The organism is Tsukamurella tyrosinosolvens (assembly GCF_900104775.1).
In the GTDB taxonomy this organism is placed as follows: domain Bacteria; phylum Actinomycetota; class Actinomycetes; order Mycobacteriales; family Mycobacteriaceae; genus Tsukamurella; species Tsukamurella tyrosinosolvens.
On the sequence record NZ_FNSA01000003.1, the window covers coordinates 4,231,224 to 4,247,659 of the forward strand.

Here is a 16,436-nt window from a genome sequence, read left to right on the forward strand (position 1 = left end):
TGTGGAGTAAGGTATCGGCCATGACCGACACCTCCACGTACAAGATGTGGCGCACGCTGAGCGACAAGCCGCTCGGCAAGCTGGCCTTCTCGGCCGCCGCATCGCTCAAGGCGCCGTACTTCGCCTCCGTCACCCCCTACATCTCCGAGATCGAGTACGGCCGCGCCGTGGTTCACGGGCCGAAGTGGTGGTTCGTGCAGAACCACATCGGCACGTTCCACGCCATCGCCGCCTGCAACCTCGCCGAGGTGGGCATGGGCATGGTGATGGAGGCCTCCACCCCCGGCACGCACCGCTGGCTGCCGAAGTCGATGACGGTGGACTACCTCGCCAAGGCCGAGTCGTCGCTCGTCGCGACCGCGACGCTGGCCGAGGAGATCGACTGGGACGCGATCACGACCGGGCGCGACGTGGCCGTCGACATCGCCGTCCGCGACAAGAAGGGCACCGAGGTCGTGCACGCGAGGATCACGACCTGGGTCACACCCAAGCCCTCGAAGTGAGCCAATCCAGCACCTGGGGTCACATGAGTTAACCTGCGCATCATCGACCACTCGGTTTACAGGCGGTGTGGCGTGTGGCACGCTACCGTCGCACAGTCTTGCGCCGACCCGAGGAGGATCATGCGCCGCACCATCACGTCGATCGTGAGGACCACCGCCGCGTCCGCGGCCGTCCTCGGCGGCGTCGTCGCGCTGCTCCCGGCCGCCGCACAGGCGGAGCCCGTCGCGACCGTGTCGCCCGGCAGCTCCGTGCTGACCGTCACCAAGCTGGTCGGCAACGTCGCCGACGGCCGCGGCTGCACCGTCGGCTTCGTCGGGCAGCGGCCCGACGGCACCCGCGTGGGCCTGTACGCGGGCCACTGCGGCGCGCAGGGCCAGCAGGTGGTCGTGAACGGCCGCATCGTCGGCGTGAACACCGGCTCGTCCGCGCCCGCGCTGACCAAGACCGACACCTTCGTCGTGCCCGACGCCCCCGACTGGGGCGTCTTCACGCTGGACCCGAAGCTCGCGAAGGCCGCCCCCGGCGGCCGCGTGCGGCCCAGCACCGTCGGCACCGCCCGCCCGGGCGACGCGGTGTGCAGCCAGGGCGTCTCGTCGGGCTGGCGCTGCGGGTCCGTGGTCAGCGTGGACGGCGGCTACATCGCCACCACGATCCCCGTGCAGGTCGGCGACAGCGGCGGTCCGCTGATCCGTACCTCGGACAACGCGGCGCTCGGCATCGCCAGCCGCGCCGCCACGTTCGACGGTCCGCTCGCCCGCAACGGCTCGCTGTTCTACGACCTGGGCTCGACGCTCCGCGCGACCGGCACCTCGCTCGTCGTCGGCTAGCTCCTACTCGCTGTACCAGGCCCGGACGGGCTTCGGGACCCACAGCAGGATCGGGACCGCCACGGTCGCGATGAGGCCCGTGCACGTCGCGCCGAGGATCACCGCCGTCGCGGTCGCCACGATCAGCGCCGTGCGCGTCCGCTTGGCGAACAGCAGGCCGGCGCCGACGAGCCCGGCGATCGCGCACCCGATCCACAGCGCGCCCACCGGAGCACCGATCTCCGGGTCCGCGAACCCCGAGATCCCGAGCAGCACGCCGAAGATCCCGCACAGGATGAGGACGATCGCCGCGACGATCGCCTGCCAGGGCTGCTTCGACGGGGCCGCCACCGCGCCGAACGCCGGGAACGAGGGCTGCGAGCCGTAGGGCGGCGGCCCGGAGTGCGCGGCCGCGGGTGCCGGCGTCGGCGCCTGCCCGTACGGCGAGGGCGTCGGCGCCCGGCCGTACGGCGGCGGGGTATGCAGGGTCGGCGGGGCCTGGGACGGCGAGGGCTGCAGCGCCGGCGTCCGACCGTACGGCGGCGGCGTGGCGCGCTGCAGCGGTCCGGACCCGAGGTGCGCGGCCTCGGCCTCGAGGGCGCGGGCGAAGTCGGCGCAGGTGCGGAAGCGCCGGGCCGGGTCCGGGGCCATGCCCGTCGCGAGCGCGCGGTCCAAGGGCGCCAGGCGCGGGTCGGTCTCGGCGGCACGGGGCACCTCGCCGCGCATCTTCCGGCTGATCACGGCGCCGGGCGTGGTGCCGGCGAAGGGGCTGCGGCCGGTGAGCAGGGTGAGCGCGGTCGCGGCGAGCGCGTACTGATCGGTGCGGCCGTCGACGGCCTCGTCGGCCAGTTGCTCGGGCGCCGCGTAGGTCACCGTGCCCACCGCGGTGTTCGTGGCGGTGAGGCCGGCGTCGTCGTCCATCCGGCGGGCGATGCCGAAGTCCGCGAGCAGGACGCGGCCGCTCGCGTCGGCCCCCGACTCCGCGAGCAGGATGTTCGCGGGCTTCACGTCCCGGTGGATCAGGCCCTTGCCGTGCGCGTGGTCGAGCGCGCCGGCGACCTGGGTGATCACGGAGACCACGTCGGCGACGGGCAGCCCGCGCGGGTGCCGGTCGCGGAGCAGGGCGTCGAGGTCGACGCCGGCGACGTAGTCCATCGACAGCCACAGCTTGCCGTCGGACTCGCCGCGGTCGTGCACGCCGACGATGTTCGGGTGGAACAGCGTGGCGGCGAGGTCCGCCTCGCGGTTGAACCGCACGCGGTAGGACTCGTCCGTGGAGAGCTCCTGCGGGAGGATCTTCAGCGCCTCCTCGCGCGGCAGCCGCGGGTGCGCGACGAGGTAGACCTCGCCCATCCCTCCCGCGCCCAACCGGCGGACCACCCGGAATCCGGCGAATTCTGCACCGGCCTGCATCGACATGGGCGAATCCTAGCGGCCCCCACAGACGGCTTCCGGCATACCTCCCGAAACCGGCGTTATTTGCGATCGCGCCGCGAATACCGCGGCGCGACCGCGTTTTCCGCCGGTTTCGAGACGGAGCTATCCGACGATCAGTCGCGCCAGAGCGTCGCCGGGTCGACGGCCGTGGGGTTCGGCGCCTCGGGCGTCGCGGCGGGCGTGCGGGAGAAGCGCGGCGCGGGCATCGGGGCCATCGCTCCCCCGACCTCCTGCAGGTTCTGCCGGGCGGCCATGTGCGGGTGCTTCGAGGCCTCCTCGAAGGTGAGGATCGGCGCGACGCAGGCGTCGGAGTCGAAGAAGACCTCGGCCCACTCGTCGCGGGTCCTCGTCTTCAGCGCGGCCTCGAGCGCGGCGCGCAGCTCGGGCCACCGGGCCTGATCGAGCTGGTAGGGCAGGTCCTCCTGCTTGAGGCCCAGCTTGTCGAGCAGTTCGGCGAAGAACTGCGGCTCGATGGCGCCGACGGAGACGTACTTGCCGTCGGCGGTCTCGTAGGTGTCGTAGAAGGGCGCGCCGCCGTCGAGGGTGTTCACGCCGCGCTCGTCGCTCCAGATGCCCTGGCCCCGGAAGTCCCACTGCATCTGCCCGATGAGGGAGGCACCGTCGACCATGGCGACGTCGATGACCTGCCCCTTGCCCGACGTGTTGCGCTCGTAGAGCGCCGCGAGCACGCCGAAGACGAGGAACATCGAGCCGCCGGCGAAGTCGCCGACGAGGTTGAGCGGCGGCACCGGCCGCTCGCCCTGCCGGCCGATGGCGTGCAGCAGTCCGGTCAGGGAGATGTAGTTCATGTCGTGGCCGGCGCGCTGCGCGAACGGGCCGTCCTGGCCCCAGCCGGTCATCCGGGCGAAGACGATGCGGGGGTTGCGCTCGAGCACCACGTCGGGGCCGAGGCCGAGGCGCTCCATGACGCCGGGGCGGAAGCCCTCGACGATCACGTCGGCGCGGTCGATGAGATCGAGGATCGCGGCGATGTCGGCCGGGTTCTTCAGGTCGGCCTCGACGATGGTGCGGCCGCGCTTGACGCCCGACGGGGTGCCCGTGATGCCGTTCACGCCGATGCCGGGCCGCTGCACCGAGACGACGTCGGCGCCCTGGTCGGCGAGGAGCATCGCGGCGTGCGGGGCGGGGCCGAGACCGGCGAACTCGACCACCTTCAGTCCCGCGAGGGGACCCTGCTTCGAATCAGTCATGAATGCACGTTAACTTGCCCGTACCCTGGACGGGTGACCTGGCTCTCGATTCACGACCCCGAAGGCCCCGAGGCCGCAGTCCGCGCGACGCTGATCCTCGCCCACGGTGCCGGCGGCAACCGCGACCAGGCGATGCTGCGGCTGCTGGGCGAGGAACTCGCGCAGCGCGGCGTGCGCACGGTGCGGATCGACCTGCCGTTCCGGCGGCTGCGGCCGAAGGGGCCGCCGTCCCCGTCGGGCCAGCCGGCGGACCGGGCCGCCTTCGGGGAGACCGCGCGCCTCCTGGAGCTCGAGGGACCGGTGCTGTGGGGCGGGCACAGCTACGGCGGACGGATGGCGTCGATGGCCGTCGCCGAGGGACCGGAGCGCCCCGACGGCCTGCTGCTGCTCTCCTACCCGTTGCACCCGCCGGGCCGGCCGGAGAAGGCGCGCACGGCGCACCTGCCTGACATCGCCGTCCCGACGGTGCTGGTGCACGGCCGGCGCGACCCGTTCGCCTCGCCGGAGGAGATGGCGGAGGCCGCCGCGCTCATCGCCGGCCCGACGACGACCGTCGAGGTCGCGGCCGCGCACGACCTGGCGCCCGCGAAGTCCGGCGCGCCCGCGAAGGCCGCCGACGCCGTGACCGCAATGCTCGACGGGCTGTAACGACAGCAAACTCGACCGCGATCTCTGAGGGAAGGCAATGACCCGAGCAAAGGAGATCGCATGATCCACACCCGCTCCGCACTCGCCCTCGCCGCCGGTGCAGCACTCGCCGGTGGACTCGCTGTTCCCACGGCCAACGCGGAACCGAGGGAGTCGAACTCGGGCCCCGTGTCCGTCGTGTGCAAGCCCGCATTCAGCAGCTTCACCCTCACAGCGGGTCAGGCCACCCGCACCGACCCGCGCGGCACGCCCCACGCCGTTCCCGGCCAGGTCGAGTTCTCCGGCAGCTTGGCGCATTCACCGGTGCCGCTGCCCGATTCCGCCGCGTACACCGTGGTTCTCACCTGGCGCAACACCGTGACGGGGCGGACCGGCACGCTGCAGCAGACCAACAAGCGCAACGACCCGTTCGGGGTGGCCCTGTTCTCCTACGTGCCCACCGGCGCCGGAAGGATCGACGTCACCGCGAAGGTCACCACGACGTCACCGCGCACCTCGACCAGCTGCTCGGGCGGCTACACGGTGTTCTGACCACCCCGGGCGCGGAACGGCTGCCAGCGCCCCGACGATCCACACGAGAAGGCAATGACCCGAGCAAAGGAGATCGCATGATCCACACCCGCTCCGCACTCGCCCTCGCCGCCGGTGCAGCGCTCGCCGGCGGACTCGCCCTCCCCGCGGCCGCGCAGGCCGCCCCGGGGGCCCAACTCCCGGTCTGCAACGCCGCGGACCGCGGCGCGAACGTCTCCGTCGGCCACAGCCTCGGCGCCGACGGTTACCTGCATCCGGTCCCCGGGAAGATCGACGTCACGGTCGGCCGCTGGGACCGCCCGTTCACGACCGACACCCGCACCGATCTCCGCGTCGCGTGGAAGAACCGCGCCACCGGCGCGACGGGGGTCGTGAACGGCACCAAGATCCTCGGCCCCGACGACCGCGCCATGTGGTTCCCGCAGGTCGCGACCGGCGCCGGGGCCGTCGAGTTCACCGGCACGGTCACGCCCCGCGTTCCCGGTGCGGCACCGTCGTCCTGCACCGGCGTCTTCGAGGTCCAGTAGGCCCCGCCCGATCGGCGGCTACGCGAAGGCGTAGTCGTCGATCGGGAAGGCGCGGGCGTCGCGGCGGGCGCCGACCACCGAGCTGGGCCGCAGCAGCGTGGCCTCGCCGTGCGGGTCGAAGTAGTAGCTGCGGCTGCCCTCGCACGCGCCGAGCTGGAAGACGGACCGCTCCAGCCGGTGGCTCATCCGGTCCAGGAACTGCCCGTTCGCGCGCTCGGTGACCTCGACGGTGCGCGCCCCGCGCTTGTCGATCTCGTCGAAGACGCGGCGCAGGTGCACCATCTGCGCCTCGATGGTCCAGAAGTAGCTCAGGCCCGTGTAGCTGTAGGGGCTGTGCAGGCTGAAGAAGTTGGGGAACTTCGGCACGGCCATGCCCTCGTAGGCCTGGAACCGGCCCTCGCGCCAGAACTCGCCGAGGTTGCGGCCGTCGCGGCCCGTCACGTCGATGGCGGGGAAGTTCTTCTCCCACAACGAGAACCCGGTGGCGAGCACGAGGGTGTCGAGCTCGTGGACGGTGCCGTCGGCCATCTCGATGCCGTGCGGCAGCACCCGCGCGATCGACGAGGCCTCGAGGGTCACGTTGTCGCGGCTGAAGGTCGGGAAGTACGTGTTGGAGAAGGTCGGCCGCTTGCAGCCGAAGGAGTACGACGGGGTGAGCGCCCTGCGGATCGCCGGGTCCGGGACCTGCGCGCGCAGGTGCGCCTTCGCGAGCTGCGCCGCGAGGTCGTTGAACCGGTGGCCGTACTTGTAGTTGAGCACGCCCACGGTGCTGAGCACCTCGAGCACCGCGGAGTTCGCGAGCCGCGCCGCGCGCTGCGTGACGGGGATGCGGCCGAACAGGGCCTTCAGCGGCCCGGGGACCGCGAAGTCGACCTTCGGCACCACCCAGATCGGGGTGCGCTGGAAGACGGTGAGGTGCCCGGCGACCTTCGCCAGCTCCGGGACCAGCTGCACGCCGGTGGCGCCGGTGCCGATGACGCCGATCCGCTGCCCGGTGAGATCGGCGTCGTCGTCCCACTTCGCGCTGTGGATGACGGTGCCGGCGAAGTCGTCGATGCCCTCGATGTCGGGCAGCTTGGGCTGGCTCAGGAAGCCCGTGGCGGTGATGAGGTAGCGGGTGCGCAGCTTCTGCTCCAGCCCGCCGTCGCGCACGACGGTGACCTCCCACTCGGCGGCCGCGGGATCCCACTCGGCGCCGGTCACCTCGACGCCGAAGCGCATGCGCTCGCGCAGGCCGTACTTGTCGGCGACCCGGCTCGCGTAGGCCTTGAGCTCGGAGCCCGGCGCGTACAGGCGCGACCAGTTCGGGTTCGGCTCGAAGGAGTACGAGTAGGTCACCGAGGCGATGTCGACGGACAGGCCGGGATAGTGGTTGACGTGCCACGTCCCGCCCAGGTCGTCCTCGCGCTCCAGGATGACGATGTCGCTGCGGCCGCGGCCGAGCAGTTCGATCGCGGCGCCCATGCCGCCGAACCCCGCGCCGACGATGATCACGTCGTGAGCCATGTCCACTCCCTTTCGGTGAACGGGACGTCAGTCTTCTGCCACGGAATCTACACCAATGTAGGACAGGCCTCCGTCCGCTCCGCCCTCCCCGCTCGGAGCGGCGTTCAGAGCGGCGCGAGCCCGGCCCGCCCGACGAGCAGGAGCACCCCCAGTACCGCTCCCCCGCCGGTCACGATCGCGAACAGCGCCACCCAGAGGCCGCCGGGGATCCTGGTCAGCCGCGCCAGCTGGTCGGCGTCGCTCTCGTGGCCCCGCCCGCGGCGGCGCACGGACTGCAGCTCGGCGACGGCGCGCGGCGCCCCGAAGAGCAGGAACCAGGTGCCCAGGTGGGCCAGCGCGACTTTGGCCTCCGGGTTCGCCCACCAGGACACGGCCACCACGACGGCGGCGGCGGCGAGCACGACGTACAGGCCGAAGAAGTTCCGGATCTGCAGGAGCAGCAGCGCCAGCAGGAGCACCGCGGCCCAGAGCGCGGCCAGGGCGTAGCCGCGGGAGAGCAGGACCGCGGCGATCAGGCCGATCACCGTCGGAGCCGGGTAGCCGGCCATGAACGTGGCGACCATGCCGGGCCCGCGGGGGCGCCCGCGGGAGACGGTGAGCCCGGAGGTGTCGGAGTGCAGGCGGATGCCGCTGAGCCGGCGTCCGCACGCCACGGCGACCACGGCGTGGCCGCCCTCGTGGGCGATGGTCACCACGTGCCGGGCCCGGCGCCACGCCGGCCGCCACAGGACCAGCAGGAGTGCGGCGGCGGCCGTGCCCAGCAGCACCGTGCCCCCGGGCGCGGGCTGGCGGTCGGCCACGTCGGCGACGACGCGGTCCCAGGCGTGGGCGAGGGCGTCGGGAAGGGCGGGATCCACCCGGTGCACGGTAGTCACGGCCGCTGTGGGAACGCTGAGTCCGCGCTCTCCCGGCCCGTGCGGTCGATAGTGCCCGCTGGGCGGGCAGAATCCACCGCACGCTCGGCCGATAACCTGGACGCATGAGCCTCACCCCCCATTCGAGCCGCAGTCAGATCGTCACCGTGACCGAGGTGATCGAGGAGACGGCGCTCGCGAAGTCCTTCGTCTTCGACGCGGAGTGGGACTACCGGCCCGGACAGTTCGTCACCGTGCGCGTTCCCTCGGAGCGGACGGGATCCGTCGCGCGGTCGTATTCGCTCTACACCTCGCCCTTCGACGATGCGAAGCCCGGCGTGACCGTCAAGCGGACCGTCGACGGGTACGCCTCGAACTGGCTCTGCGACAACATCGCGGTCGGCGACGAACTCGAGGTCCTGCCCCCGTCGGGCGTCTTCGTCCCGGAGAGCCTGGACGTGCCGCTGCTGCTGCTCGCCGCGGGCAGCGGGATCACGCCGATCATGTCCATCCTCTCGGCGGCGCTGTCCGCCGGCACGCAGCCGATCACGCTGCTGTACGCCAACGCCGACCCCGAGGCCACGATCTTCCGCGCGGAGATCGCGCGGCTCGAGGCGGAGCACGAGCGGCTCACCGTGATCTGGTGGATGGAGTCCGAGCGCGGGATCCCCGACGCCGACATGCTGTCCGCGCTGCTCACGCCCTACCACTCCCGCAACACCTACCTGTGCGGCCGCGACGAGTTCATGGCCGCCTGCAAGGAGGCCGCGAAGGTCATCGGGACCCCGCGAGAGCAGGTGCACCAGGAGATCTACGCCTCGCTCACCGGCGACGCCTTCGCCGACATCGTGCCCCACGAGGTGGAGGTCACCGCGGACTCGCCGCAGGTCACCGTCCACAACCTGGGCGCGACGTTCACGGTGCCGTGGCCCGCGGGCGAATCGTTGGTGGACGTGCTCATCAACAACGGCCACGACGTGCCCTACTCGTGCCAGTCGGGCGAGTGCGCGACCTGCCTGTGCAAGCTGACGAAGGGCACCGTCGAGATGGCGGTGACCGACGGACTCGACCCCGACGATGCCGAGGACGGCTACATTCTGGGGTGCCAGGCGAAGCCGACGTCGCCGGAGTTGGAGGTCGAGTACTGATGCGGATCCGCGGAGCGGTGCTGGAGGAGATCGGGCGCGCGCGTCCGTACGCGCAGTCGTCCCCGATCTCGGTGGGCGAGCTCGAGCTCGCGCCGCCGGGCCCCGGCGAGCTGCTGGTCCGCATCGAGGCTGCGGGCCTGTGCCATTCGGACCTGTCCGTGGTCGACGGGAACCGCGTCCGCCCGGTGCCGATGCTGCTGGGCCACGAGGCCGCGGGCATCGTCGAGGAGCTCGGGCCGGGCACGGAGGGCGTCGCGGTCGGCGACCGCGTCGTCATGGCCTTCCTCCCCCGCTGCGGGGAGTGCGCCAATTGCCGCACGGACGGCCAGCTTCCGTGCACGCCGGGCAGCGTCGCGAACAACGCCGGCGAGCTGCTGGGCGGAGGGCGACGGCTCTCGCGCGACGGTGCGGAGGTGCATCACCACCTCGGCGTCTCCGGCTTCGCCACGCACACCGTGGTGGACGCCCGCTCGGTCACCCGCGTGGACGCCGATGTGCCGCCGGAGATCGCGGCCGTCCTCGGCTGCGCGGTGCTGACCGGCGGCGGCGCCGTGCTCAACGCGGGCGCGCCGTCGAACGGCGACGACGTGATCGTCATCGGCCTGGGCGGGGTCGGCATGGCCGCCGTCCTCACCGCCCTGTCCCTGCAGGCCGACGGTGCCGTCGGCCGCGTCATCGGCGTCGACGCGCAGCCCGCGAAGCTGGAACAGGTGCGCGCCCTCGGCGCCGACGCCGCCTACACCCCTGCGGAATTGGCCGAGGCCGACGTGCGCGCGCCGGTCGTGATCGAGGCGGCGGGCCACCCGAAGGCCTTCGAATCCGCGGTCGCGGCCACCGCCGTCGGCGGCCGGACGGTGACCGTCGGGCTGCCGAATCCCGCTGCGCGGTCCGAGATCAGCCCGCTGGTGCTCACCGCCGAGGCCCGGACCATCATCGGCAGCTATCTCGGCTCCGCGGTGCCCCAGCGCGACATCCCGCGGTACGTCGAGCTGTGGCGCGCCGGACGCCTGCCCGTCGAGAAGCTGATCAGCGGCGTCATCACGCTGGACCAGATCAACGAGGGCATGGACTCCCTGGCGGACGGCGCCGCCGTCCGCCAGGTGATCCGGTTCTGACCTACTCCTGCTCCGGCGGCGACGCGGGGCGCGGCCAGTCCGTCGGGCGCTGCTGGGCGTCGAGGCCACCGTCGGCGAAGACGACGGAGCCGACGCAGTACCCGGACTCCGGGCCGAGCAGGAACTGCGCCAGCGCGGCGATCTCCTCCGGCCGGCCCGCGCGGCCTGCGGGGATGAGCTCGAGGAAGGCGTCCATGGCCGCGCCGAGCTGCGGGTCGGTGCGGCCGGCCTGCGTCATCGGGGTGTCGATCAGCCCGGGCGCGATGGCGTTGAGCCGGATGCCCTGCCGCACGTACTCCGCGGCGTGTGTGCGCACGAAGTACGCGAGCGCGGCCTTCGTCGCCGGGTAGGCCAGGATCGAGGCGTACTCGCCGTACGAATCGGCGAGGTCGGCGGCGGCGTGCTCGTCGCCGCCGAGGCACGTCTCGGCCAGCTCCAGCGGCCAGCCCGGCTGAGTGGTCGTGGAGTTCGAGCTCACCAGCAGCGCCGCCGACGGCCCCCGCGCGAGCAGGGGCCGCAGCCCCACCAGCACGTCGACCGCCCCGAAGTAGTTGACCGCGACGACGGACGAGCCCGACCGGCCCGCCGCCGGCCCCAGGCCCGCGAAGGCGGCGAAGCCGGCGAGCGGCGCGGAGCCCACGAGTTCGCCGATCCGCGCGACCGCCTCGAACCGGCCCCCGGGCGTCCCGAGATCGGCCTCGACGTCGGTCCCGCGCAGGTCGACGCCGATCACGCCGTGCCCCGCGGCGTGCAGCCGTTCGGCGGTCGCCGCGCCCAATCCCGAGGCCGCCCCCGTCACCACGTACATGCTCATGTCCTTGATCCTTCCCCCAGCGAACGGCCTTCCGGCAAATCGGGTGACATCCGCCCCTGTCCGGTTTAGCGTGAACCCACGCCGACGAGAGGAGACGACACCATGACCGCCGACGGTATCGCCGACAAGTTCAAGGAAGCACTCGAACGCAAGAACGCGTCGAATCGCAAGGGCTCCGCCCACCTCGATGGTTCTGCGAAGCCGCAGACCCCGCACGGGTCGGAGAGCCACCAGCAGCAGTTCCGCCGCAAGAGCGGATAACGCACGACGCGAGGCCCGGCGGCCCCCACGGGGGTCGCCGGGCCTCCTACGTGCCGACCAGCGGCGTGGCGACCGTCACGTCCTGCCGTCGGCGACGGCCCGGGGCGTCCGATAGACTTGCGATCGCACTACGACGGTCGCACGAGGAGGGTGTCATCGACCTTCCGCTGCTCATCCCCGTCCCGATCGTGCGCCGACCGGTGCCGGTGGACGCACCGCCGGAAAACCCTGCCGTTCACCAGGTCCGGGCCGTCATCGCGTCGATCCTGGGGTCGCTCCGCGGCGGTCCGCACCTCCCGGAGTCGGGCCTGAACTGGGCCGCCGCCTACCTCACCCGCGGCCCCGAGCCGCTCCTGGTCGTCACCACCACCGACGCCGGCTGGCTGCCGCTCGGCACCATCGTCCCGGCCGGCGTGCGCGTGCTCTGGAACGTCCCGACCGCGGCCGCGTGGTCCACCGTCGACGACCCCGTGCGCCAGCTCGTCGAGTTCGCCGCGGCCGAGGGGTACGCGATCCACGCGGTCGCCACCACGCACCCGAGCCGCGCACACCACATCCCGAACGGCCCGTGGAAGCTCGTCGGCGAGCGGCACCCCGGCCAGGTGCTGCCGCACCGCGTCACCCGGTTCGAGCTCGTCGCCTCCCCCGAGCGGGTCGCCCATCTCCGCTCCCTGGGCCCCGACGAGGCCGACCGCCAGGCCCGCGCGCTCCTGCGCGATCTGGAGCGGGTCACCGTCGAACCCGAGTACGCGATCGGGGTGGACGAGGCGCGCACCGAGGCGCGGCGCTACCTTTCGGCGGGGCGCGAGCTCCCGCCCGCGGTCCTCGATCAGTTGCTGCTCGACCAGGACGCGCTCGCCGACGCCCTGAGCCTGGCGCGCACGCCTCCCCGGTCGCTGACCGCCGGGGGCGGCCCGCCCGACGGTGCCGCCCTCCGGTCCCGGCTCGTCGAGCGGGCGCTGGTGGAGGTCGCGATCGCGGCGGCCCGGCACGATCTGGATTCGGCCGTCTACGGCTGGACCTTCGCCCGCTACCTGGCCCGCTGACCGCGGGTCACGGGTAGGTCTTGTACCGGTCCAGGTGACGGACGCACAGGTACTGCGCGGCGTAGAAGACCAGTTGCTGCCGCTCCCACAGCGGGAAGGCCCGCTCGTCGTTGTAGAGGTCGCGCGTCGCGCCGGCGGTGCTCGCGCGGTTGCGGTCCAGGGCGGCGCACGCGCGGTAGCCGAAGCGCACCATCTGGCCGTCGGTGGTCCGGTCGCCGAACGGCTTCGTGAAGTCGTGGAGGTTCTTCGTCACCACCACGAAGCGGCCCTCGTCGAGCCGGCCGTCGGCGTGCGCGGGCGCCTGCACGAGCGCGGCGCAGCCCAGCGCCGCGACCGTCGACGCCAGGACTCTCATCAGCTTCGGCATCCGTCTTCTCTCCTCGCCTCCGGCGGGCCCGTGCCCCACGTGTAGAGGGATTATCGCCGACGGCGGCCCGCTCCGGCCCGGAATCCCGGAGCCCGCGGCGGCACCGTCGAACCCCGGAAACGCGGAACGGCGCCCCTCCCGTGCGGGAGAGGCGCCGTTCACGGCTGACTACCTAGATCAGGCGATGATCTTGGTGACGCGGCCGGCACCGACGGTGCGGCCACCCTCGCGGATCGCGAAGCGCAGGCCCTCGTCCATGGCGACCGGCTGGATGAGCTTGACGCTCATCTCGGTGTTGTCGCCGGGCATGACCATCTCGGTGCCCTCGGGGAGGGTCACGACGCCGGTCACGTCCGTGGTACGGAAGTAGAACTGCGGACGGTAGTTGTTGAAGAACGGAGTGTGGCGGCCGCCCTCGTCCTTCGACAGGATGTACGCCTGGCCCTCGAACTCCGTGTGCGGGGTGGTGGTGCCCGGCTTCACGACGACCTGGCCGCGCTCGACGTCCTCGCGCTTGAGGCCACGGACCAGCAGGCCGACGTTGTCGCCCGCCTGGCCCGAGTCGAGCAGCTTGCGGAACATCTCGATGCCCGTGACGGTGGTCTTGGTCGACTTCTCGCGGATGCCGACGATCTCCACCTCCTCGTTCACGTTGATGATGCCGCGCTCGACGCGACCGGTGACGACGGTGCCACGACCGGTGATCGTGAAGACGTCCTCGACCGGCATCAGGAAGGGCTTGTCGGTCTCACGCTCGGGGTCCGGGATGGACTCGTCGACGGCGTTCATCAGCTCGACGATCGAATCGACCCACTTGGCATCGCCCTGCAGGGCCTGGTAGCCGGAGACGCGGACGACGGGGGCGTCCTCGTCGAACTCCTGCGAACCCAGCAGCTCGCGGACCTCCATCTCGACGAGCTCGAGGATCTCCTCGTCGTCGACCATGTCGCACTTGTTCAGGGCGACCAGGATGTAGGGCACGCCGACCTGGCGCGCGAGCAGCACGTGCTCGCGGGTCTGCGGCATCGGGCCGTCGGTGGCGGCCACGACCAGGATCGCGCCGTCCATCTGAGCGGCACCGGTGATCATGTTCTTGATGTAGTCGGCGTGACCCGGCGCATCGACGTGAGCGTAGTGGCGCTTCTCGGTCTGGTACTCGACGTGCGAGATGTTGATCGTGATGCCACGAGCCTTCTCCTCGGGCGCCTTATCGATCTGATCGAACGCCGAGGCCTCGTTGAGGTCCGGGTACTTCTCGGCCAGAACCTTGGTGATGGCAGCCGTCAGGGTGGTCTTGCCGTGGTCGACGTGACCGATGGTGCCGATGTTCACGTGCGGCTTGGTCCGCTCGAACTTCGCCTTCGCCACTTGGTGTCCTCCTGGACTTGAGTGCTTGCCGGGCCGGTTGCCCCGCAAGGGTGATTTCTTACTGTTGTTGTTTTCGACGCCGAGGCGCCAGACGCCTAAGCGCCACGCTCCGGAGAGCGGGGAGAATTACTCCCCGTTCACCTTCGCGATGATCTCCTTCGAGACGTTCGCCGGAACCTCGGCGTACGAATCGAAAACCATGGAGTAGTTCGCCCGGCCCTGGGTCTTCGACCGGAGGTCGCCGATGTAGCCGAACATCTCCGACAGCGGAACCTGAGCCTTCACGAGGCGGGCACCGCTGCGTTCCTCCATGGCCTGGATCTGGCCACGGCGGGAGTTGAGGTCGCCGATCACGTCACCCATGTAGTCCTCGGGGGTCGTGACCTCGACAGCCATGATGGGCTCGAGGATGACGGGACCGGCCTGACGGGCGGCCTCCTTGAAGGCCTGCGCGCCGGCGATCTTGAACGCCATCTCGGACGAGTCAACGTCGTGGTACGCGCCGTCGAGCAGCGTGACCTTGACGTTCACCAGCGGGTAGCCCGCGAGCACGCCGTACTGCATCGCGTCCTGCGCGCCGGCGTCGACCGAAGGGATGTACTCCTTCGGGACGCGGCCACCGGTCACGGCGTTGACGAACTCGTAGGTGGCGCCGTCCTCGGCGTCCTCCAGCGGCTCCAGCTTGATGATGACGCGCGCGAACTGGCCCGAGCCACCCGTCTGCTTCTTGTGGGTGTACTCGTGCTTCTCGACGGGACGACGGATCGTCTCGCGGTAGGCCACCTGCGGCTTGCCGACGTTGGCCTCGACCTTGAACTCGCGACGCATGCGGTCGACGAGGATGTCGAGGTGCAGCTCGCCCATGCCGCCGATGACGGTCTGGCCGGTCTGCTCGTCGAGCTCGACGGAGAAGGTGGGGTCCTCCTCGGCGAGCTTCTGGATCGCGACGCCGAGCTTCTCCTGGTCGGACTTGGTCTTCGGCTCGATCGAGACGTTGATGACCGGGTCCGGGAAGGACATGGACTCGAGCACGATCGGGTTCGCCGGATCGCAGAGGGTGTCACCGGTCGTGGTGTTCTTCAGACCGATCATCGCGTAGATGTGACCGGCGGTCGCATCCTCGACGGGCATCTCCTTGTTGGCGTGCATCTGGAAGAGCTTGCCGATGCGCTCCTTGTTGCCCTTCGTGGCGTTGAGCACGCCGGTGCCCGAGTCGATGTGACCCGAGTACACGCGGACGAAGGTCAGCTTGCCGAAGAACGGGTGCGCGGCGATCTTGAAGGCCAGGGCCGCGAAGGGCTCGTCCTTGCTGGGCTTGCGCGAGAGGATCTTCTCCTCGTCGCCCACGGCGTGGCCCTCGATGGAGGGCACGTCGAGCGGGCTGGGGAGGTAGTCGATCACGGCGTCGAGCATGGGCTGCACGCCCTTGTTCTTGAACGCCGAGCCGCACAGCACGGGGTAGAGCTCGCGCGCGACGGTGAGCTTGCGGATCTGAGCCTTGATCTCCTCGATCGAGAGCTCCTCGCCGGCGAAGTACTTCTCCATCAGAGCCTCGTCGGACTCGGCGACGGTCTCGAGCAGCTTCTCGCGGTACTCGGCGGCCTTGTCGGCGAGGTCGGCGGGGATCTCCTCGATGGTCGGCTCGGCGCCGATCTCGACGACGCCGCGCCAGGTGATGGCCTTCATCTCGAGCAGGTCGACGACACCGTCGAACTCGTCCTCCGCGCCGATCGGCAGCTGCAGGACGAGCGGCTTGGCACCGAGGCGGTCCTCGATGGTGCGCACGGTGAAGTAGAAGTCGGCGCCCAGCTTGTCCATCTTGTTGACGAAGCAGATACGCGGGACGTCGTACTTCTCGGCCTGACGCCACACCTGCTCCGACTGGGGCTCGACGCCCTCCTTGCCGTCGAAGACGGCGACGGCGCCGTCGAGCACGCGGAGCGAACGCTCCACCTCGACCGTGAAGTCGACGTGCCCGGGGGTGTCGATGATGTTGATCTGGTTCTTCTTCCAGAAGCAGGTCACGGCTGCGGAGGTGATGGTGATACCCCGCTCCTTCTCCTGCTCCATCCAGTCGGTGGTCGAGGCACCGTCGTGGGTCTCACCGATCTTGTAGTTCACACCGGTGTAGAAGAGGATGCGCTCGGTCGTGGTGGTCTTACCGGCATCGATATGCGCCATGATGCCGATGTTGCGGACCTTCGTGAGGTCGGTAAGCACTTCCTGTGCCACGGTGGTAAGCCTCGTTCTCGTAAAAGGATGGTTGGAACTCCGGTGTCCCGCGGGCCGGCCG

At 71.0% G+C, this 16,436-nt stretch carries 17 protein-coding genes; 9 read left to right on the forward strand and 8 right to left on the reverse strand.

Translation table 11 applies throughout. From position 1 onward, the window contains the following. Nucleotides 1–20: 20 nt before the first annotated feature. Both BLW32_RS23000 and BLW32_RS23005 read left to right on the forward strand, forming a co-directional pair. Nucleotides 21–503, forward strand: coding sequence for a hotdog fold domain-containing protein (locus tag BLW32_RS23000; protein WP_068522676.1), 483 nt, complete (start codon nt 21–23; stop codon nt 501–503). 120 nt (nt 504–623) lie between these two features. Beyond that, the gene (locus BLW32_RS23005) at nt 624–1,331 is read left to right on the forward strand and encodes a chymotrypsin family serine protease (protein WP_068522677.1); all 708 of its coding nucleotides are present in this window, start codon (nt 624–626) and stop codon (nt 1,329–1,331) included. A gap of 3 nt (nt 1,332–1,334) precedes the next feature. On the opposite strand, the gene BLW32_RS28385 is transcribed toward BLW32_RS23005, so the two are convergent. Beyond that, entirely contained in the window at nt 1,335–2,729 is a 1,395-nt protein-coding gene (locus BLW32_RS28385) for a serine/threonine-protein kinase (protein ID WP_068741535.1), read from the reverse strand. 131 nt (nt 2,730–2,860) lie between these two features. Further along, nucleotides 2,861–3,958: a CaiB/BaiF CoA transferase family protein gene (locus BLW32_RS23015; RefSeq protein ID WP_068522679.1), complete on the reverse strand. Its 1,098-nt coding sequence runs from the start codon at nt 3,956–3,958 to the stop codon at nt 2,861–2,863. Between the two features lie 33 nt (nt 3,959–3,991). On the opposite strand from BLW32_RS23015, the gene BLW32_RS23020 reads away from it, so the two are divergent. The 3 genes from BLW32_RS23020 to BLW32_RS23030 all read left to right on the forward strand — a co-directional run bounded on the left by BLW32_RS23020 (nt 3,992) and on the right by BLW32_RS23030 (nt 5,664). Continuing rightward, nucleotides 3,992–4,606 (forward strand): alpha/beta hydrolase family protein, encoded by a 615-nt coding sequence (locus BLW32_RS23020; RefSeq protein WP_068741534.1) that lies wholly within the window; start codon nt 3,992–3,994, stop codon nt 4,604–4,606. Between the two features lie 60 nt (nt 4,607–4,666). Then, nucleotides 4,667–5,137, forward strand: coding sequence for a hypothetical protein (locus BLW32_RS23025; protein ID WP_068522681.1), 471 nt, complete (start codon nt 4,667–4,669; stop codon nt 5,135–5,137). Between the two features lie 77 nt (nt 5,138–5,214). Continuing rightward, nucleotides 5,215–5,664: a hypothetical protein gene (locus BLW32_RS23030; RefSeq protein ID WP_068522682.1), complete on the forward strand. Its 450-nt coding sequence runs from the start codon at nt 5,215–5,217 to the stop codon at nt 5,662–5,664. An 18-nt stretch (nt 5,665–5,682) separates the two neighbouring features. Here the strand turns inward: BLW32_RS23030 and BLW32_RS23035 are convergent, their stop codons facing one another. Then, a complete protein-coding gene (locus BLW32_RS23035; protein WP_068741533.1) occupies nt 5,683–7,170 on the reverse strand; it encodes a flavin-containing monooxygenase in 1,488 nt (495 codons plus the stop codon). 104 nt (nt 7,171–7,274) lie between these two features. Continuing rightward, the gene (locus BLW32_RS23040; RefSeq protein ID WP_082791373.1) at nt 7,275–8,027 is read right to left on the reverse strand and encodes a M50 family metallopeptidase; all 753 of its coding nucleotides are present in this window, start codon (nt 8,025–8,027) and stop codon (nt 7,275–7,277) included. Between the two features lie 122 nt (nt 8,028–8,149). Between BLW32_RS23040 and BLW32_RS23045 the strand changes: the two genes are divergently transcribed. Continuing rightward, entirely contained in the window at nt 8,150–9,172 is a 1,023-nt protein-coding gene (locus tag BLW32_RS23045; RefSeq protein ID WP_068522684.1) for a ferredoxin--NADP reductase, read from the forward strand. Continuing rightward, nucleotides 9,172–10,287: an alcohol dehydrogenase catalytic domain-containing protein gene (locus BLW32_RS23050; protein WP_068741532.1), complete on the forward strand. Its 1,116-nt coding sequence runs from the start codon at nt 9,172–9,174 to the stop codon at nt 10,285–10,287. Before BLW32_RS23045 ends, BLW32_RS23050 begins: the two co-directional genes overlap by 1 nt. Before the next feature lies 1 nt (nt 10,288). Here the strand turns inward: BLW32_RS23050 and BLW32_RS23055 are convergent, their stop codons facing one another. Further along, nucleotides 10,289–11,101 carry an SDR family oxidoreductase gene (locus BLW32_RS23055; RefSeq protein ID WP_068741531.1) on the reverse strand — a complete coding sequence of 271 codons (813 nt, stop codon included), beginning with the start codon at nt 11,099–11,101 and terminating at the stop codon, nt 10,289–10,291. Between the two features lie 102 nt (nt 11,102–11,203). Between BLW32_RS23055 and BLW32_RS27815 the strand changes: the two genes are divergently transcribed. Together BLW32_RS27815 and BLW32_RS23060 are read left to right on the forward strand one after the other, a co-directional pair. Further along, nucleotides 11,204–11,362 carry a DUF5302 domain-containing protein gene (locus BLW32_RS27815; protein ID WP_161499604.1) on the forward strand — a complete coding sequence of 53 codons (159 nt, stop codon included), beginning with the start codon at nt 11,204–11,206 and terminating at the stop codon, nt 11,360–11,362. A 206-nt stretch (nt 11,363–11,568) separates the two neighbouring features. Continuing rightward, complete coding sequence (locus tag BLW32_RS23060; RefSeq protein ID WP_139286295.1) at nt 11,569–12,408, forward strand: hypothetical protein; 840 nt, start codon at nt 11,569–11,571, stop codon at nt 12,406–12,408. Nucleotides 12,409–12,415: 7 nt separating this feature from the next. Here the strand turns inward: BLW32_RS23060 and BLW32_RS23065 are convergent, their stop codons facing one another. From BLW32_RS23065 to fusA, 3 genes are all read right to left on the reverse strand, one after another. Then, nucleotides 12,416–12,775 (reverse strand): DUF732 domain-containing protein, encoded by a 360-nt coding sequence (locus tag BLW32_RS23065; protein ID WP_068522688.1) that lies wholly within the window; start codon nt 12,773–12,775, stop codon nt 12,416–12,418. Between the two features lie 177 nt (nt 12,776–12,952). Next, nucleotides 12,953–14,143 carry an elongation factor Tu gene (gene tuf / locus BLW32_RS23070; RefSeq protein ID WP_068522689.1) on the reverse strand — a complete coding sequence of 397 codons (1,191 nt, stop codon included), beginning with the start codon at nt 14,141–14,143 and terminating at the stop codon, nt 12,953–12,955. Between the two features lie 126 nt (nt 14,144–14,269). Next, a complete protein-coding gene (gene fusA, locus BLW32_RS23075; RefSeq protein WP_068522690.1) occupies nt 14,270–16,375 on the reverse strand; it encodes an elongation factor G in 2,106 nt (701 codons plus the stop codon). Nucleotides 16,376–16,436 lie beyond the last annotated feature (61 nt).